The organism is Nocardioides sp. YIM 152315, assembly GCF_029210375.1.
Taxonomy (GTDB): domain Bacteria; phylum Actinomycetota; class Actinomycetes; order Propionibacteriales; family Nocardioidaceae; genus Nocardioides.
On the sequence record NZ_JARGER010000041.1, the window covers coordinates 27499 to 45516 of the forward strand.

The following is an 18018-nucleotide window of genomic DNA, read 5'->3' on the forward strand; positions in this document are numbered from 1 at the left end:
ACCCGGGTGGCCTAGGGTCTCCGCGTGCCCGCCGTCGACGTGATCCCCGTCGCGGCGCTGGTCGCCCTGCTCCTCACGGCCTACGCACACCCGACCGGTCGGGTGGAGGCCGTCGTCGGCCTCGCGGCCGCGGCGGCGACGCTCGCCACCGGCATCCTGGCCTGGTCCGACGTCGAGGACACGGTGCGCCACCTGGGCCCGGTCGTGCTCTTCCTCGTCACGATCCTCGTCGTCGCCGACGTCTGCGGCCGGGCCGGGCTCTTCCGGGCCGCCGCCGCCCGCGTGCGCGACGCCGGCGACGGCCGGCCGCTCCCGATCTTCACCGGCGTCTTCCTGCTGGCCGCCGCCGTCACCGCGGTGCTCAGCCTCGACGCCACGGTCGTGCTGCTCACGCCGGTCGTCGTCGCGGCAGCGGTCGGCACCGGTACGTCGTACCGGCCCGGCGCGCACGCCTGCCTGCGGATGGCCAACTCCGCCTCGCTGCTGCTCCCGGTCTCCAACCTCACCAACCTGCTGGCGATGCCACACCTCGACCTCACCTTCGGCGGGTTCGCCCTGGCGATGGCGCCGGTGCTCGCGGTCGTGCTCGTCGTCGAGTACGTCGGGCTGCGGCTGCTCTTCCGGCGCGAGCTCGCCGAGACGCCCGAGCCCGACGGTGTCCCGGAGCGACCGCCGCTGCCCGTGACGCCGCTCCTCGTCGTCGTGCTGATGCTCGCCGGGTTCGGCGTCGGGTCGCCGTTCGGCGTCGAGCCCTTCTGGGTCTCCGGTGCCGCCGCCCTCGTCCTCACCTGGTGGGGCCGTCGCCGCGGGCTGCTGGTGGTCGGCGACGCCGTGAACGCCGCACACCCGGCGTTCGCACTGTTCGTGCTCTGCCTGGGCGTCGTGGTCGCCGCGATCTCGACCGGCTTCCTCGGCGACTGGGTCGCCGACGCGCTGCCGCGCGGGACCGGCTTCGGGGCGCTGCTGGCGATCGCGCTGATCGCGACGGTGCTCGCCAACCTGCTCACCAACCTGTCGGCCACGCTGCTGCTGCTCCCCCTGCTGGCGCCCCTCGGCGACACCGCCGTGCTCGCCGCGCTGCTCGGCCTCAACATCGGCTCCGGCCTGAGCTACACGGGCTCGCTGGCCAACCTGCTGTGGCGTCGCGGCATGGTGCGCCTCGGACACCCGCCACCGCTCCGCGAGTTCCACCGGGTGTCACTCGCGATCACGCCGATCAGTCTGCTTTCCGCAGTTGCGACACTCTGGCTGGTCAGATGACCGCATCTGCGGCATGATTCCCGCGTGACGACGTACCGGATCGCGGAGGCTGCCGAGCTGCTCGGCGTCAGCGACGACACCATGCGGCGCTGGGTGGACGCCGGCCGGGTGGCCAGCAGCCAGGAGGACGGCCGCACGGTCGTCCCGGGTGCCGGGCTGGCCGCCTTCGCCGAGTCGCTGGCCGACCACCCCGACCGGGAGGCCACCCGCGCGGCCGCGGTGAGCGCCCGGAACCGGCTCTCCGGGATCGTCACCAAGGTGGTCAAGGACCGGGTGATGGCCCAGGTCGAGCTGGTCTGCGGCCCCTACCGGATGGTCTCGCTGATGAGCACCGAGGCGGCCGAGGAGCTCGGCCTCGAGCCCGGCGTGCGAGCCATCGCGTCCGTCAAGTCCACCAACGTCGTCGTGGAGCGCCCGTGAAGTCGAAGTTCGCCCCGGCCGCCGCCCTCGCCCTGACGCTCCCCCTCGTCGCCTGCGGGGGTGGCGACGAGGGGGCCGACGGCTCCACGACGCTGACCGTGTACGCCGCGGCGTCGCTGACGTCGACGTTCGAGCAGATCGCCGACGAGTTCGAGGCCGAGCACGACGGCGTGGAGGTCGAGCTCGACTTCGGTGGATCCTCCGACCTGGTGACGCAGATCCAGGAGGGCGCGCCGGCCGACGTCTTCGCGTCCGCGGACACCGCGAACATGGACAAGCTCGTCGACGCCGACCTGGCCGGCGCGGACCCGCAGGACTTCGCGACCAACGTCCTCGAGATCGCGACCCCGCCCGACAACCCGGCCGGCGTCCAGGACTTCCAGGACCTGGGCGAGAGGGGCCTCCAGCTCGTCGTCTGTGCCCCCGAGGTGCCGTGTGGCGCCGCGACCGCCACCATGGCCGACGACCTGGGCGTGACGTTGCATCCGGTCAGCGAGGAGCAGTCGGTGACCGACGTGCTCGCCAAGGTCACCTCGGGCGAGGCGGACGCCGGCGTCGTCTACGTGACCGACGTGACCGCGGCCGGCGACGCCGTGCACGGCGTCGAGTTCCCGGAGTCGGGCAAGGTCGTGAACACCTACCCGATCGCGCCGGTCGACGGCAGCGACGAGTCCGACCTCGCGTCCGACTTCATCGAGTTCGTGCTCGGCGACACGGGCCAGCAGGTCCTGCAGGACGCCGGCTTCGGTGGGGCAGCCTGAGGGCGTGGCACGCCGCGAACGGCACGTCGGGCTCCCCGGCTGGATCTTCGTCCCGGCCGCGCTCGGCGCGGCCCTGGTGCTGCTCCCGCTCGCCGGGATGGTGTCCCGGGTCGACTGGTCCGGCTTCTGGTCGCTCGTCACCTCCGACTCGGCGCTGACCGCGCTGTGGCTGAGCCTGCGGACGTCGGCCACCGCGACGCTGCTGTGCCTCGTGCTCGGCGTGCCGATGGCGCTCGTGCTCGCGCGCACCAGCTTCCGCGGGCAGGGGATCGTCCGGTCGCTGGTGCTGCTCCCGCTCGTGCTCCCGCCGGTGGTCGGCGGCATCGCGCTGCTCTACACGTTCGGACGCCGCGGTCTCGTCGGTGAGCAGCTGGACGCGATCGGCGTCCAGGTCGCGTTCTCGACGGTCGCCGTCGTGCTCGCCCAGACGTTCGTCGCGCTGCCGTTCCTGGTCGTCAGCCTGGAGGGCTCCCTGCGCACCGCCGGCGAGCGCTACGAGGCGGTCGCGGCCTCGCTCGGCGCCCGGCCCACGACCGTCTTCCGGCGGGTGACCCTGCCGCTGGTGCTGCCCGGCCTCGTGTCGGGCGCCGTGCTGTCCTTCGCCCGCGCGCTCGGCGAGTTCGGCGCGACGATCACCTTCGCGGGCAGTCTCGAGGGCACCACTCGCACGCTGCCGCTCTACGTCTACAACCTGCGGGTCACCGACCCGGACGCCGCCGTCGCCATGTCGCTCGTGCTCGTGGTGGTCGCGGTGCTGGTGATCGCGTTCGCGCGCCCCGGACGGGGGGTCTTGTGAGCAACCTCCACCTGAGCGTCACGGTCGCCGAGCGCGGCGTCGACGTGTCGCTCGAGGTCTCCGCGGGCGAGACCGTCGCGGTCCTGGGTCCCAACGGCGCCGGCAAGTCGACGCTGCTGGCGGTCGCGGCCGGCCTGCTGCGCCCGGACTCCGGCCAGGTCGTGCTCGACGGCACCGAGCTCACCGGCCCCGCCACGTGGGTGGCCCCGTACGCGCGGCGGATCGCGCTGCTGGCCCAGGAGCCGTTGCTCTTCCCCCACCTGAGCGCGCTCGAGAACGTCGCGTTCGGGCCGCGCAGCGCAGGCGTGCCCCGCCGGACCGCCCGCGAGCGGGCCCACCGGTGGCTCGACGAGGTCGGCGTCGGCGACCTGGCCGACCGCCGCCCCGGTCAGCTGTCCGGCGGGCAGGCGCAGCGGGTCGCGGTCGCGCGGGCGCTGGCCGCCGAGCCCCGGGTGCTGCTGCTCGACGAGCCGATGGCGGCGCTCGACGTCGCCGTCCGCCCGGCGCTGCGCCAGACCCTGCGCCGCGTGCTGGCCGACCGGACCGCCGTACTGGTCTCCCACGACGCCCTGGACGCGCTCCTCCTCGCCGACCGGGTCGTCGTCGTCGAGGACGGCCGGGTCGTCGAGGCCGGTGCGACCCAGACGGTGCTGACCCGGCCCCGCAGCGCGTTCGCGGCGCGGATCGCGGGGCTGAACGCCGTGCGTGGCACCTGGCAGGACGGCGCCGTCCGCGGCCCGGACGCCGTGGAGGTGAAGGGGCTGACGACGGACCCGGCGCCGGCGGACGGCGCCCAGGTGGTGGCCGTCTTCCGGCCGAGCGCGGTCTCCGTCTACCGCGACCTGCCGGACGGGAGCCCCCGCAACGTCATCGCGACCACGGTCACCGACCTCGAGCCGCTCGGTGACCGGGTGCGCGTCCATGCCGCCCCTCGCGCCGGGCAGAGCCTCGCGGCCGACGTCACCCCGCTCGCCGCGGCAGAGCTCGACCTGGCGCCGGGACTTCGCGTGGTGTTCAGCCTCAAGGCGACGGAGGTCTCTGTCTACCGGGTCTGACCACCGATAGAGTCCGCACCATGAGCGAGAGCCTGTCCGTCGACCCGCAGACGCCCGATCGCAACCTCGCCCTCGAGCTCGTCAGGGTGACCGAGGCCGCGGCGATGGCGGCGGGCCGGTGGGTCGGCCGCGGGGACAAGAACGGCGCCGACGGCGTCGCGGTCAACGCGATGCGGGTGATGATCTCGACGACCAGCATGGACGGCGTCGTCGTGATCGGCGAGGGCGAGAAGGACAACGCCCCGATGCTCTACAACGGCGAGCGGGTCGGCGACGGCACCGGCCCGGAGTGCGACGTCGCGGTCGACCCGATCGACGGCACCACCCTCACCGCGAAGGGCATGACCAACGCGGTCTCGGTGCTCGCCGTCTCCCCGCGCGGCTCGATGTACGACCCCTCCGCCGTCTTCTACATGGAGAAGCTGGTCACCGGGCCGGAGGCGGCCGGCGTCGTCGACATCCGCCTCCCGGTCGCCGAGAACATCCACCAGGTCGCCAAGGCCAAGGGCAAGAACCCGAGCGACGTGACGGTCGTGCTGCTCGACCGGCCGCGGCACGCCGCGCTCGTCGACGAGATCCGCGAGACCGGCGCGATGATCAAGTTCATCACCGACGGCGACGTCGCCGGCGCGATCATGGCCGCGCGTCCCGAGACCGGCATCGACCTGCTGCTCGGCATCGGCGGCACACCCGAGGGCATCATCACCGCCTGCGCGATGAAGGCGCTCGGCGGCACGATCCAGGGCCGGCTGTGGCCGCACGACGACGACGAGCGGCAGCGGGCGATCGACGCCGGCCACGTGCTCGACCCCGACCACGTACTCACCACCGACATGCTCGTCACCGGCGACGACTGCTTCTTCGTCGCCACCGGCATCACCGACGGCGAGCTGCTCCGCGGCGTCCGCTACCGGGCCGGCGGCGTGACCACCCACTCGCTGGTGATGCGCTCGCGCAGCGGCACGATCCGGTCGATCACCTCCGAGCACCAGCTGCAGAAGCTACGCGCTTTTGCCGCGATCGACTTCGACGGCTGAGGCGCTCGGCGTACGCCGCAGGCTGTCGGCCACGACGTCGATGACGCGGGGGTCGAAGGCCATGCCGAGGTGGGAGGCGCTCACCTCGACCGCGGTGGCCAGCGGGTCGATGCACGCCCGCCAGTCGACGATGCCGTCGCGCCGGGAGTAGACCGCGGTGAAGCCGATGCCGGGCGGCATCGGCCGACGGCACTCCTCGAAGCTCTCCCGGGCGCACGAACCGGCCACGCAGTCCTCCGCCATCAGGCCGGGCACGCCGGCGCGGCTGAGCCGCACCAGCAGGTCGACGCTCGCGCCGAGCGAGCGGTGGTGGGCGCCGGGGGCGAGCATCGGGCTGCCCATCGTGACGAGGTGGGAGACCAGGTCGGGGCGGCGTGCCGCGATCCCGCGGGCGAGCATCCCGCCCAGGCTGTGCCCCACGACCTGCACCCGCGAGTCGCGCCGCGTCGCGATCGACTCCAGGCGCGCCTCGAGCTGCTCGGCGGCGGTCCGGGTGCAGCCGATGTTGGCGTGGATGTGGGAGCGGTAGGTGCGCAAGCCCCGGGCCCGCAGCGCCCGCGCCATCAGCCCGAGGGTGCCGTCGCCGGCGAGGAACCCGGGCACGAGCAGCACCGGGTCGCCGGACCGTGCTACCCCGGTGCGCGCGACGTCCGACGAGCCACGACGGGTGCGCCGGTCACCGGCCGCACGCAGCGCGAACCTGCCGATCTCGACCACCGCGCTGCTCTCGCGCAGCACCGCGGCCGCCCCGGGGGCGGCGAAGCCGTCGGGCAGCAGGAAGTCCGCGAGCGCGGCCGAGCGCATGTGAGCCACGTTACGTCCGTACCCGCCGGGCCGGCGGGCAATGCGGGGACGTTGGGTCGGTTTTTCCCTCAACTGGTTGACTTCGAGCATGCCGTCATCCGCCGAGGTCGCCGTCTCCGAGGAGCTCTTCGCCCCGGTCGGGCGCGGCACCGAGCTGTGCTACCAGACCTTCGGGAGCCCGGACGGCGAGCCGTTGCTGCTGGTGATGGGCCTCGGGGCGCCGATGACCTGGTGGGACCCGGGGTTGTGCGCCGACCTGGCGCGCGCCGGGTTCCACGTCGTGCGCTTCGACAACCGCGACGCGGGGCGCTCGACCGTGCTGGCGGGCCGGGTCTCGCGGTCGACGCTCGTGCGTGCGTTCGCGGGCACGCGGGTGCGCGCGCCGTACTCGCTCACCGACCTGGCCGACGACGCCTTCGGGCTGCTCGACCACCTCGGGCTGGAGTCTGCGCACGTCGTCGGCGTGTCAATGGGCGGGATGATCGCGCAGACCATGGCGATCGCTCGGCCCGAGCGCGTCGACTCGCTGACCAGCATCATGTCGACCACCGGCAAGCGGAGCGTCGGCTGGCAGCACCCGGCCCTGCTGCCCCGGATGATCGCGCCGCGCAAGCCCGGCCGGGAGGCGTACGTCGCGGGCAGCATGGTCTTCGCGCGGCTGACCGGCTCCCCGGCGTACCCGGAGCCGGAGGACGCGATGCGCCGCCGCTTCGAGGAAACCTGGGACCGAGGCGTGCACCCCGAGGGGGTCGCGCGCCAGATGCTGGCCGTGGTGAGCCAGCCGAACCGGGGCGCCCGGCTGCACGGCGTACGCGTGCCCACGCTCGTGGTCCACGGCCTCGCCGACCGGATGGTCCACGTCTCCGGCGGCCGGGCCACCGCCGCCGCGGTCCCCGGCGCCGAGCTGCTGCTCATCGACGGCATGGGCCACGACCTGCCCGTGCCCCTCCACGAGACGTTCGTCAACGCCATCCGTCGGACGGCTGAGCGGAGCAGCGGCGTGTGAGAAACGAACACGCCGCGTGGGCTCCGGGGTTTCGAGACGGTTGCCAGCGCAACCTCCTCAACCACCGGAGTCGGTGGTTGAGGAAGGCGCGCCAGCGCTTGTCTCGGTTGCGGGCGCAACCTCCTCAACCACCAGACCCGCTGCTCAGTCGCTGAGGCGCTCCCCGGTGGTGCTGTCGAAGACGTGCACGTTCTTCGGGTCGGTCGTGACGTACATCGTCTCGCCCTTCTGCGGGTGGCTGCGCCCGCTGACCCGGATGATGATGTTGCTGGGCGTGCCCTCGACCCCGCTGGTGCCGTAGACGAAGGCGTCGGCGCCGAGGTCCTCGACCACGGTCACCTGGACGGGCAGGCCGGAGTCGCCGTTGCCCACCATGCGCCACGCCTCGGGACGGACGCCGACGGTGATGTTGCCCTGCATCTTCTTCGCGGCCGCCGGGTCGACCGGCACGAGGTACTCGCCGATCTTGGCCTGGCCGTTGTCGGCCTTGGCCTCCATGAGGTTCATCTGCGGGGAGCCGATGAAGCCGGCGACGAAGAGGTTGACCGGCTTGTCGTAGAGCGCCAGCGGGGTGTCGACCTGCTGCAGGTAGCCGTCCTTCATCACGGCGACCCGGTCGCCCATCGTCATCGCCTCGACCTGGTCGTGGGTCACGTAGACGGTGGTGACGCCGAGGTCGGCCTGGAGCTTCGCGATGTCGGTGCGGGTCTGCACGCGCATCTTGGCGTCGAGGTTCGAGAGCGGCTCGTCCATGCAGAACACCTGCGGCTGGCGGACGATCGCGCGACCCATCGCCACGCGCTGACGCTGTCCGCCGGAGAGCGCCTTGGGCTTGCGGTCGAGGTACTCGGTCAGCCCGAGGATCTTCGCCGCCTCCTGGACCCGCTTGGCGCGCTCCTCGGACGGGACCTTGGCCATCTTCAGGGCGAACGCCATGTTGTCGGCGACCGACATGTGGGGGTAGAGCGCGTAGTTCTGGAACACCATCGCGATGTCCCGATCCTTCGGCGGGGTGTGGGTGATCTCCCGGTCCCCGATGTAGATCTTGCCCTGGTTGACCTCCTCGAGCCCGGCGAGCATCCGCAGGGTCGTGGACTTGCCGCAACCGGACGGGCCGACGAGGACCATGAACTCCCCGTCACCGATCTCGAGACTGATGCCCGGGACAGCGGGCTTGTCGGCGCCGGGATACCAGCGCTGTGCCTCTTCGAAACGCACAGTGGCCATGCTTCAACAACTCCTCCACCGGCAGGTACGTGCCGGACGATCCGTAGTAAAGGTGAGCGCGCTCACAGTAGCCGGTCCCGCCGCATCGCGGGACAGGTGGGTTTACAACCTCTTCCGACAGGGCTACATGTGAGGGAGAACACAACGAGGGGAGGGGTCGCATGCCTCGGGTACGCCGTGGCCTGGCTGCGGCATCGGCACTGGTGTCCGCCACCGGTCTGCTCGCCGCGTGCTCGGCCGACGCGGGCTCCACCGACACCCTGATCTGGTACACGAACCCGGATGCCGGGGGCCAGGCCAAGGTCGCGGAGAACTGCAGCACCGACGACTACACGATCAAGACCCAGGTCCTGCCCCAGGACGCCAACCAGCAGCGCATCCAGCTGGCCCGGCGACTCGCGGCGGAGGATCCCGAGATCGACATCATGAGTCTCGACCCGCCCTTCACGGCGGAGTTCGCCAACGCCGGCTACCTCGCCGAGCTCCCCCAGGAGCTCCAGGACTCGCTCGCCGAGCAGTCCTTCCAGGGTGCGACCGACGCGGCGACCTGGGACGACCAGCTGGTCGTCGCGCCGTTCTGGTCCAACACCCAGGTGCTCTGGTACCGCAAGTCGTTCGCAGAGAAGGCCGGCCTCGACATGAGCCAGCCGGTCACCTGGGACCAGATCATCGAGGCCGCGTCGCAGAACGGCGGCAAGGTGGCGGTCCAGGCCAACAAGTACGAGGGCTACGTCGTCTGGATCAACGCGCTCATCGCGGGCGCCGGCGGCGAGATCGCCACCGACACCGAGAAGGGCGTCGACCTGACGCTCGAGCTCGACTCCGACGCCGGCCGCAAGGCCGCCGCCGTCATCCAGAAGCTGGCCGGCTCCCCCGCCGCGCCGGCCGACCTGTCGGTCGCCCAGGAGGGCCAGGCGGGCGGCACGTTCGGGTCCGAGCAGGGCGCGTTCATGGTGAACTGGACCTACATCTGGACCAACTACGACGGCACCCAGCCGGAGGTGAAGGACGACCTGGCGTTCGCACGCTACCCGCAGACCGTTGCCGGTGAGGACTCGCGCCCGCCGTACGGCGGCATCGGCGTCGGCGTCAGTGCCTTCTCCAGCCACGCCGACGAGGCGATGCAGGCGATCGGGTGCATCACCTCGCCCGACAACCAGGGCGTGAACGCCGAGCTCACCGGCAACATGCCCGCCAGCGCGGCGGGCTACGAGTACCCCGCGCTCAAGGACATCTACCCGCAGGAGCTGCTCGACCTCTTCCAGGAGAGCCTCGAGGCGGCGGCACCGCGGACCGTCACGCCGTACTGGAGCGACATCTCCGGCGGCATCCAGAGCACGTGGCACCCGCCGTCGGGGGTCGACAAGGACACCCCGGCCGACTCGCAGCAGTTCGTCGACGACGTCCTGCACGGAAGGAGGCTGCTGTGAGCACCCCACCGAATTCTTCGTCTCCCCCGCTTCGCTCCTCCGCGAACAATTCGTCGGGGACCCCGCTGTGAGCGCCACCGCACGAGCCTCGACGAAGAGCGTCGTGAGCGACCGCGCGCGGGCGGAGAACCGGCTCGGGCAGCGGCTGGTCCTGCCGGCCGTCATCGTGATGCTCGTCGTCACGGCCTGGCCGATGATCCAGGCCCTCTACCTGTCGCTGTTCCGCTACCGGCTGACGACGCCCGACGACCGCGAGCTGGTCTGGTTCTCCAACTACGTCACCGTGCTGACCGACTCGCTCTTCTGGCGCGACACCTGGAACACCGTGCTGATCATGGTGGTCACGGTGGCGGTCGAGCTGGTGATCGGCTTCGCGTTCGCGATGGTGATGCACCGCATCGTCTTCGCGCGCGGCGCGATCCGCACGTCGATCCTGATCCCCTACGGCATCATCACCGTCGTCTCGGCCTTCGCCTGGCAGTTCGCGTTCAGCCTCAACAACGGCTTCGTGAACGCCTGGTTCAGCTGGCTGCCGTGGATCGAGTCCGACACCAACTGGTTCGGCAGCCACTGGCCGGCCATGTTCGCGATCATGGTGTCGGAGATCTGGAAGACCACGCCGTTCATGGCGCTGCTCCTGCTCGCCGGGCTCTCGCAGGTCTCGGAGGACATGATCGAGGCGGCGAAGGTCGACGGCGCGACCTGGTGGCAGCGGCTCTGGAAGGTGATCCTCCCGAACATGCGGGCGGCGATCATGGTGGCGGTGCTCTTCCGGGCGCTCGACGCGTTCCGCATCTTCGACAACATCTTCGTGATGACCCGGGGCGCCCAGGACACCGAGTCGTCGTCGTTCCTCACCTATCGGCAGGTGATCGAGCAGATGCAGCTCGGCCTGGGCTCCGCGCTGTCGGTGCTGCTCTTCCTGACCGTGCTGCTGCTGGCCTGGCTGATCGTCAGGCTGTTCAAGGTCGACCTGGCGCAGGCGAGGGGTGAAGGGTGATGGCTGCTCGAGCGGGCGAGGCCCGCACCAAGGTCGGCACCTGGATCGGCTTCGTGCTGATCCTGGTCTGGTGCCTGCTGCCGGTGGTCTGGATCCTCTCCCTGTCCTTCAAGGGTCCCGACGAGACGGCCGCCGGCAGCCCGCAGTTCCTGCCGAAGAACTGGACGATCCAGAACTACAAGGACATCCTCGACAACCCCGACTTCCTCGACGCGCTGCGCAACTCCTTCGGCATCGCGGCGATCTCGACCGTGCTGTCGGTCATCTTCGCGACGCTCGCGGCGTACGCCATCGCGCGGCTGGAGTTCAAGGGCAAGCGGCTGGTGCTCTCGCTGGCGCTCGCGATCGCGATGTTCCCGGTGGTGTCGTTGGTCGGCCCGCTCTTCGACATGTGGCGCACGTTCGGGCTGTTCAACACCTGGCCCGGCCTGATCATCCCGTACATGTCGTTCACGCTGCCGCTGGCGATCTGGACGCTGTCGGCGTTCTTCCGCGAGATCCCGTGGGAGATGGAGCAGGCCGCCCAGGTCGACGGCGCCACGTCGTGGCAGGCGTTCCGCAAGGTGATCGTCCCGCTGGCGGCGCCCGGCGTCTTCACGGCGGCGATCCTGACGTTCTTCTTCGCGTGGAACGAGTTCGTGCTCGCGATCTCGCTGACCTCGACGACGTCCTCGCGCACGGTGCCCGCGCAGATGTCCTACTTCGTCGGACCGGACCCGTTCAACCCGCCGTACGGCCAGCTGGCCACCGCCTCCGTGGTGGTCACGGTCCCGATCATCATCATCGTCCTGCTGTTCCAGCGAAAGATCGTCGCCGGCCTGACGTCCGGCGCGGTGAAGGGGTGACCCGATGGCGTCCATCGACATGAAGAACATCGTCAAGCAGTACGGCGACGGTTTCCCCGCCGTGAACGACGTGAGCATCGACGTCCAGGACGGCGAGTTCATGATCCTGGTCGGCCCGTCCGGCTGCGGGAAGTCGACGCTGCTGCGGATGATCGTGGGCCTCGAGGACATCACGTCGGGCGACATGATGATCGGCGACAAGAGGGTCAACGACCTGGCTCCCCGCGACCGCAACCTCGCGATGGTCTTCCAGAACTACGCGCTCTACCCGCACCTGACCGTCTACGAGAACATCGCCTTCCCGCTGCGGCTGGCCAAGGCGCCCGACGACGAGGTGGACGAGAAGGTCCGGGCCGCGTCGAAGACGCTGGAGCTCGACGAGCACCTCGAGCGCAAGCCGGGCAACCTCTCCGGCGGACAGCGCCAGCGCGTGGCGATGGGCCGGGCGATCGTCCGTCAGGCCGACGCGTTCCTCTTCGACGAGCCCCTGTCGAACCTCGACGCGAAGCTGCGTGGCCAGATGCGCACCGAGATCTCGCGGCTGCAGAAGCGCCTCGGCATCACCACGGTCTACGTCACCCACGACCAGACCGAGGCGATGACGCTCGGCGACCGCGTCGCCGTGCTCAAGCGCGGCGTGCTGCAGCAGCTCGCGACGCCGCGGGAGCTCTACGAGAACCCGGGCAACCTGTTCGTCGCCGGCTTCATCGGGTCGCCGCCGATGAACTTCCTCCCGGCCACCGTCGAGGGGACGTCGGCGAAGCTCCCGTTCGGCACCGTGCAGCTGCCGCCCGAGAAGGCCGAGAAGGCCGCCGGCAAGGGGCTGCTGATGGCCGGCATCCGGCCCGAGCACTTCGAGGACGCGTCGGTCAAGACCGACCACGGGTCCGGCTCGACCTTCCGCGCCCCGGTGGACGTCGTGGAGTGGCTCGGCAACGAGACCTACGCCTACATCCCCTTCGAGGCGCCACCGGAGGTCGAGGAGCAGCTGCGCCAGCTCGAGCGCGACCTCGACGGCGAGTCGCTGCACACGCAGCTGGTCGTCTCGCTCGACGGCGCCAGCCGCATCAGCGAGGGCGAGGAGGCGGAGATCTGGGTGGACGGCTCGAAGATCCACCTCTTCGACCCGTCCACCGGAGAGAACCTCACCGTCGACCGCGAGCACGCCGGCCGGATCCCCGGCGGCGCGATGGAGGAGGCGGCGGCGCAGCCGAGCGCCGCGGGCTGAGCGTCAGCGTCAGTGGGGCCGGTGCAGGCTCCTGGGGCGGCGGAACCGCTTGGGCCCCTTGCGGACGACGGTCACTCCCGCCATCAGTGCGACACCGCGGACCCGGACGACCGGCGAGTCCGGGGCGAGCTGCGGCGGCACCTTGTCCACCTGGTCGAACGCGCCCAGGACGCCGACGCCCTCGACGACGACACGGGTGCGCTCGTTGACGATGACGTCGATGCCGGCCCAGAAGGCGTTGGCGGTGATCACGGTCTCGGCGCTGGTGAAGACCGCCTCGCGCAGGTCGATGTCGACCCCGCCCATCATCGCGAAGGCGGTGTGGCGCGGCCCGACCTCCCAGACCCCCTTGCGATCGACGCCGCCCATGATCGCGATCGAGCTGTCGTGACGGGTCGCCGGCTCGGCCGATGCCGGTCGGGCGGGGGCGTGCCGCGGCTGGGGGGGCGGAAGATCGCTGGTGATCGGGACGAGGTCGGAGTACGTGCGCGCGGCGTACGTCGCCTCCAGCCGCTCGTCGAGCTCGTCGAGGTCGAGCCGCCCCTCGCCGGCGGCCTCGCGGAGAATCTCGGCGACGCGGTGCCGGTCGTCGTCCGAGATGCGCATCTGCGCCGGGCCAGGCTCGAGGGGTCCCTCCATGCCGCTCAGCCTAGTGGGGCCGATATTCTCGACGCTCGTGGCGAGCGAAGCAGAGTTCCGGTACAGCGACCTCCTCCCGACCGGGAGGGACGAGACGCCGTACCGCCTGATCACGACCGAGGGCGTCTCGACCTTCGACGTCGACGGCCAGACCCTCCTGCGCGTCGAGCCCGAGGCGATCCGCCGGCTGACCGCCGAGGCCATGCGCGACATCGCCCACTACCTGCGTCCGGCACACCTCGCGCAGCTGCGGAAGATCATCGACGACCCCGAGGCCTCCGGCAACGACCGCTTCGTCGCGCTCGACCTGCTCAAGAACGTCAACATCTCCGCGGGCGGCGTGCTGCCGATGTGCCAGGACACCGGCACGGCCATCGTGATGGGCAAGAAGTCCGAGGGCGTGCTGACCGGCGCCGACGACGGCGAGGCGATCTCGCGCGGGGTGTATGACGCCTACACGAAGCTCAACCTGCGCTACTCGCAGCTCGCTCCGCTCACGACGTACGACGAGAGGAACACGGGCTCGAACCTGCCGGCGCAGATCGAGATCTACTCGACGCCGCAGTCCAGCGGGAAGCCTGAGTACAAGTTCCTCTTCATGGCCAAGGGCGGCGGCTCGGCCAACAAGTCCTTCCTCTTCCAGGAGACGAAGGCGATCCTGAACCCGCAGCGGCTGCTGAAGTTCCTCGACGAGAAGATCCGCTCGCTCGGTACGGCGGCCTGCCCGCCGTACCACCTGGCGGTCGTCATCGGCGGTACGTCGGCGGAGTTCGCGCTCAAGACCGCCAAGTACGCCTCGGCGCACTACCTCGACAACCTGCCGACCGAGGGCTCGATGTCGGCGCACGGCTTCCGGGACGTGGAGCTGGAGGACGAGGTCTTCGAGCTGACCCAGTCCTTCGGCATCGGCGCACAGTTCGGCGGCAAGTACTTCTGCCACGACGTCCGCGTGGTGCGGCTCCCACGCCACGGTGCGTCGTGCCCGGTCGCGATCGCGGTGTCGTGCTCGGCCGACCGGCAGGCGCTGGGCAAGATCACCGCCGACGGAGTCTTCCTCGAGCAGCTCGAGACCGACCCGGCGCACTACATGCCCGACGCCGGCGTGGCCGAGGACATCAGCGGCGGCGAGGTGGTCTCGATCGACCTCAACCAGCCGATGGCCGACATCCTCGCCGAGCTGTCGAAGCACCCGGTGAAGACGCGCCTGTCGCTGACCGGGCCGCTGGTCGTCGCCCGCGACATCGCGCACGCCAAGATCCAGGAGCGGCTCGACGCCGGCGAGGAGATGCCGGCGTACCTCAAGGACCACCCCGTCTACTACGCCGGCCCGGCGAAGACGCCCGAGGGCATGGCGTCCGGCTCCTTCGGTCCGACGACCGCCGGCCGGATGGACTCCTACGTGAAGTCGTTCCAGGCCGCCGGCGGCTCGATGGTGATGCTCGCGAAGGGCAACCGGTCCAAGCAGGTCACCGAGGCGTGCGACGCGTACGGCGGCTTCTACCTCGGCTCGATCGGCGGCCCGGCCGCGCGGCTGGCCCAGGACTGCATCAAGAGCCAGGAGGTCATCGAGTACCCCGAGCTCGGCATGGAGGCGGTCTGGAAGATCGAGGTCGAGGACTTCCCCGCCTTCATCGTCGTCGACGACAAGGGCAACGACTTCTTCACCGACCCCGCCGGCGAGGTGACCGTGCCGCTCAGCGGCATCCGCGTGCGGTCGGCGCAGTAGCCGCCGCGGCGGGCGTCAGCCCGTCGTCTCGACGTCGCCCTTGCCGGGACGGCGGTCCTGCTCCTCGGCGAACGTCGCGGCGTCGGGCCCCGTCGGCCCCCCGTCCGCGCCGTCCGGCTGGCCCGCGACGGCGTCCCCGTCCGAGACCTGCTCGTCGGCGTCGCGCAACCCGCTGACCTCGGAGACCTGTCCTTCGTCCTGCTTCTTGTCAGCCATGGCATCTCCGTACCCGGAACCCCCGGAGGGACTCGTCCGTTCGACCAGGTGAACGACGAGAGGACACCCCATGCAGTGCCCCACCGACGGCACCACCCTGGTGATGAGCGACCGCAGCGGCATCGAGATCGACTACTGCCCCACCTGCCGCGGCGTATGGCTCGATCGCGGCGAGCTCGACAAGATCATCGATCGCTCGCTCGGTCAGACGGCCCCGCCGCCCGCACCCGCCGCGCAGCAGCAGTACCCGCCCCAGCACCAGCAGCAGTACCAGCAGCAGTACCAGCAGCCCTACCAGCAGGGCTACTACAAGAAGAAGCGCAAGGAGAGCTGGCTCAGCGAGCTCTTCGACTGAGCCCTCCGTAGTCTCGGGCCGTGGAGTACGTCGAGATCGCACGAGCAGAGACCGAGCGGGGCGAGCTGGTGCTGCGCGAGCGGCGCGACGAGAACGCCCCGACCACGATCGAGCTGCGCGCCAACGGCGTGTTCGTGATGGACACGCTCGAGACGAGCACCGAGAAGGCGCTCGCGGCTGCGGCGCTGGAGCTGGTCGACGAACCGCGCGCCGTCGCCGTCGGCGGGCTCGGTCTCGGCTTCACGATGCACGAGGTGCTCGCCGACTCCCGCGTCGAGAAGGTCGCGGTCGTCGAGATCGAGCAGGCCCTGGTCGACTGGATGCGCGACGGCACGATCTCGCACGGTCCCGCACTGCTCGCGGACGAGCGCGTGACGATCGTGGTGGCCGACGTCGCGGTCGCGCTGGCCGAGGCCACGCCCGCGTCGTACGACCTGGTGCTGCTCGACGTCGACAACGGCCCCGGGTACCTGGTCCACGAGGCCAACGCCGCGCTCTACCGCGCCCCCGCGCTCGAGGCCGCGCGGCAGGCGCTGCGCACCGGCGGCGCGCTCGTCATCTGGTCGGGCGCCGAGGCGCCGGACCTGGAGCGGACGATGCACGGCGTCTTCGGCAACGCCGAGGCGCGGTCCTACGACGTGCTCCTCCAGGACCGCGACGAGCAGTACTGGCTCTACGTCGCGCGAGTAACGTCCGAACCATGACCTTCGACGGCGACTTCCGCATCGAGCACGACAGCATGGGCGAGGTCCGGGTGCCCGCCGACGCGCTCTGGCGGGCCCAGACCCAGCGCGCAGTGGAGAACTTCCCGATCAGCGGCACCCCCATCGAGCCCGCCCTCGTCCACGCGATCGGCCGCGTCAAGGCCGCGGCGGCGCGGGTCAACGGCGAGCTCGGCATCCTCGAGGCGGCGCAGGCGGAGGCGATCGTCGCGGCGGCCGAGGCCGTGAGCGCGGGCCGGCACGACCGCGACTTCCCGATCGACGTCTTCCAGACCGGCTCGGGCACCAGCTCGAACATGAACGCCAACGAGGTCATCGCCACGCTCGCGCAGCGCGCCGGCACCGACGTGCACCCCAACGACCACGTCAACGCCAGCCAGTCGAGCAACGACACGTTCCCGACCGCGATCCACGTGGCCGCCACGCTCGCCGTCGTCGACGACCTCGTGCCGGCCCTCGACGTACTGGCGAGCAGCCTCGAGCACAAGGCCGAGGAGTACGCCGGCCTGGTCAAGTCGGGCCGCACCCACCTCATGGACGCCACCCCGGTGATGCTCGGCCAGGAGCTCGGCGGCTACGCCGCCACGGTCCGGTACGCCGCCGAGCGTCTCGGGTCGGTGCTCCCCCGCGTCCGCGAGCTCCCCCTGGGCGGCACCGCGGTCGGCACCGGGATCAACACGCCTCCGGGCTTCGCCGCACGCGTCATCGCGGTGCTCTCCGAGACCAGCGGCCAGCCGTTCACGGAGGCGCGCAACCACTTCGAGGCGCAGGGCACCCGCGACTCACTGGTCGAGCTGAGCGGCGTGCTCCGCACGTACGCCGTCGGTCTCACCAAGATCTGCAACGACCTGCGCTGGATGTCGTCGGGCCCGACGACCGGGCTCGCCGAGATCCACCTCCCCGACCTCCAGCCGGGGTCGAGCATCATGCCCGGCAAGGTCAACCCGGTGCTGCCGGAGGCGACGCTCATGGTCTGCTTCCAGGTGATCGGCAACGACGCCGCGGTCACCGCCGCCGGCGCGACCGGCAGCTTCGAGCTCAACGTCGCGATGCCGGTGATCGCGCGCAACCTGCTCGAGTCGGTGCGCCTGCTCGCGGCGTCCTCCCGCCTGCTCGCGGAGCGCTGCGTCGACGGCATCACCGCGAACCCCGACCGGATGCGGCAGTACGCCGAGTCCTCGCCGTCGGTGGTCACGCCGCTGAACAAGCACCTCGGCTACGAGGCCGCCGCCAAGGTCGCCAAGCAGGCGCTGGCCGACGGAGCCACGATCCGCGAGACCGTGATCGCGATGGGGTACGTCGAGCGCGGCGAGCTCACCGAGGCACAGCTCGACGAGGCACTCGACGTGGAGTCGATGACGCACCCCTGACGGGCGGGCCGGGCACCACGGGCACGACTCGCACGCACGCGCACGGATCCCCCAGGAGACCCCAGGACTTCTCGGGCAGCTCCTGACGTTCTCGGGTGTTGCAGTGCCCGAGAGGTGGGGG

General features: G+C 71.1%; 19 protein-coding genes. 15 read left to right on the forward strand and 4 right to left on the reverse strand.

All coding sequences use genetic code 11. The features are described from left to right. The first annotated feature begins 24 nt into the window (after positions 1 to 24). The 6 genes from PZ894_RS17540 to glpX are packed head-to-tail and all read left to right on the forward strand — an operon-like array spanning position 25 to position 5329. Positions 25 to 1260, forward strand: coding sequence for an SLC13 family permease (locus tag PZ894_RS17540; RefSeq protein ID WP_275746774.1), 1236 nt, complete (start codon positions 25 to 27; stop codon positions 1258 to 1260). Positions 1261 to 1284: 24 nt separating this feature from the next. Next, positions 1285 to 1680 (forward strand): TOBE domain-containing protein, encoded by a 396-nt coding sequence (locus PZ894_RS17545; RefSeq protein ID WP_275746775.1) that lies wholly within the window; start codon positions 1285 to 1287, stop codon positions 1678 to 1680. After that, on the forward strand, positions 1677 to 2441 hold the full coding sequence (modA, locus tag PZ894_RS17550) for a molybdate ABC transporter substrate-binding protein (protein ID WP_275746777.1): 765 nt from the start codon (positions 1677 to 1679) through the stop codon (positions 2439 to 2441). The genes PZ894_RS17545 and modA overlap by 4 nt, the downstream gene beginning before the upstream one ends. A 4-nt stretch (positions 2442 to 2445) precedes the next feature. Next, the gene (locus PZ894_RS17555; RefSeq protein ID WP_275746778.1) at positions 2446 to 3237 is read left to right on the forward strand and encodes an ABC transporter permease; all 792 of its coding nucleotides are present in this window, start codon (positions 2446 to 2448) and stop codon (positions 3235 to 3237) included. Beyond that, the gene (locus tag PZ894_RS17560) at positions 3234 to 4292 is read left to right on the forward strand and encodes an ATP-binding cassette domain-containing protein (RefSeq protein ID WP_275746779.1); all 1059 of its coding nucleotides are present in this window, start codon (positions 3234 to 3236) and stop codon (positions 4290 to 4292) included. The genes PZ894_RS17555 and PZ894_RS17560 overlap by 4 nt, the downstream gene beginning before the upstream one ends. Before the next feature lie 20 nt (positions 4293 to 4312). After that, positions 4313 to 5329: a class II fructose-bisphosphatase gene (gene glpX, locus PZ894_RS17565; protein WP_275746780.1), complete on the forward strand. Its 1017-nt coding sequence runs from the start codon at positions 4313 to 4315 to the stop codon at positions 5327 to 5329. Here the strand turns inward: glpX and PZ894_RS17570 are convergent. Next, complete coding sequence (locus PZ894_RS17570; protein WP_275746803.1) at positions 5294 to 6133, reverse strand: alpha/beta fold hydrolase; 840 nt, start codon at positions 6131 to 6133, stop codon at positions 5294 to 5296. The genes glpX and PZ894_RS17570 overlap by 36 nt on opposite strands. 88 nt (positions 6134 to 6221) lie before the next feature. Here PZ894_RS17570 and PZ894_RS17575 point away from each other — a divergent pair, with 88 nt between their 5' ends. Then, positions 6222 to 7139: an alpha/beta fold hydrolase gene (locus PZ894_RS17575; RefSeq protein WP_275746781.1), complete on the forward strand. Its 918-nt coding sequence runs from the start codon at positions 6222 to 6224 to the stop codon at positions 7137 to 7139. A 144-nt stretch (positions 7140 to 7283) separates the two neighbouring features. Here PZ894_RS17575 and ugpC (PZ894_RS17580) read toward each other — a convergent pair whose 3' ends face one another. Then, the gene (gene ugpC / locus PZ894_RS17580) at positions 7284 to 8366 is read right to left on the reverse strand and encodes a sn-glycerol-3-phosphate ABC transporter ATP-binding protein UgpC (protein WP_275746783.1); all 1083 of its coding nucleotides are present in this window, start codon (positions 8364 to 8366) and stop codon (positions 7284 to 7286) included. Between the two features lie 161 nt (positions 8367 to 8527). Between ugpC (PZ894_RS17580) and PZ894_RS17585 the strand changes: the two genes are divergently transcribed. From PZ894_RS17585 to ugpC (PZ894_RS17600), 4 genes are all read left to right on the forward strand, one after another. Beyond that, complete coding sequence (locus PZ894_RS17585; RefSeq protein ID WP_275746786.1) at positions 8528 to 9796, forward strand: extracellular solute-binding protein; 1269 nt, start codon at positions 8528 to 8530, stop codon at positions 9794 to 9796. Between the two features lie 103 nt (positions 9797 to 9899). Next, positions 9900 to 10796 carry a sugar ABC transporter permease gene (locus tag PZ894_RS17590; RefSeq protein ID WP_275746788.1) on the forward strand — a complete coding sequence of 299 codons (897 nt, stop codon included), beginning with the start codon at positions 9900 to 9902 and terminating at the stop codon, positions 10794 to 10796. Beyond that, entirely contained in the window at positions 10796 to 11641 is an 846-nt protein-coding gene (locus PZ894_RS17595; RefSeq protein WP_275746790.1) for a carbohydrate ABC transporter permease, read from the forward strand. The genes PZ894_RS17590 and PZ894_RS17595 overlap by 1 nt, the downstream gene beginning before the upstream one ends. Positions 11642 to 11645: 4 nt before the next feature. Next, a complete protein-coding gene (gene ugpC / locus PZ894_RS17600) occupies positions 11646 to 12869 on the forward strand; it encodes a sn-glycerol-3-phosphate ABC transporter ATP-binding protein UgpC (RefSeq protein WP_275746791.1) in 1224 nt (407 codons plus the stop codon). Between the two features lie 9 nt (positions 12870 to 12878). Here the strand turns inward: ugpC (PZ894_RS17600) and PZ894_RS17605 are convergent, their stop codons facing one another. Next, positions 12879 to 13508 carry a DUF1707 domain-containing protein gene (locus PZ894_RS17605; RefSeq protein ID WP_275746793.1) on the reverse strand — a complete coding sequence of 210 codons (630 nt, stop codon included), beginning with the start codon at positions 13506 to 13508 and terminating at the stop codon, positions 12879 to 12881. Between PZ894_RS17605 and PZ894_RS17610 the strand changes: the two genes are divergently transcribed. Continuing rightward, positions 13507 to 15234, forward strand: coding sequence for a fumarate hydratase (locus PZ894_RS17610; protein ID WP_275746795.1), 1728 nt, complete (start codon positions 13507 to 13509; stop codon positions 15232 to 15234). The two genes, PZ894_RS17605 and PZ894_RS17610, sit on opposite strands and share 2 nt — an antisense overlap. A 15-nt stretch (positions 15235 to 15249) precedes the next feature. On the opposite strand, the gene PZ894_RS17615 is transcribed toward PZ894_RS17610, so the two are convergent. Then, complete coding sequence (locus PZ894_RS17615) at positions 15250 to 15450, reverse strand: hypothetical protein (protein ID WP_275746796.1); 201 nt, start codon at positions 15448 to 15450, stop codon at positions 15250 to 15252. A gap of 70 nt (positions 15451 to 15520) precedes the next feature. On the opposite strand from PZ894_RS17615, the gene PZ894_RS17620 reads away from it, so the two are divergent. Genes PZ894_RS17620 through PZ894_RS17630 form a run of 3 tightly spaced genes read left to right on the forward strand, consistent with a single transcriptional unit; the run spans position 15521 to position 17897 of the window. Continuing rightward, complete coding sequence (locus PZ894_RS17620) at positions 15521 to 15805, forward strand: zf-TFIIB domain-containing protein (protein WP_275746798.1); 285 nt, start codon at positions 15521 to 15523, stop codon at positions 15803 to 15805. A gap of 20 nt (positions 15806 to 15825) precedes the next feature. Next, positions 15826 to 16509, forward strand: coding sequence for a hypothetical protein (locus PZ894_RS17625; protein WP_275746800.1), 684 nt, complete (start codon positions 15826 to 15828; stop codon positions 16507 to 16509). Beyond that, on the forward strand, positions 16506 to 17897 hold the full coding sequence (locus PZ894_RS17630) for a class II fumarate hydratase (protein WP_275746801.1): 1392 nt from the start codon (positions 16506 to 16508) through the stop codon (positions 17895 to 17897). The genes PZ894_RS17625 and PZ894_RS17630 overlap by 4 nt, the downstream gene beginning before the upstream one ends. Positions 17898 to 18018 lie beyond the last annotated feature (121 nt).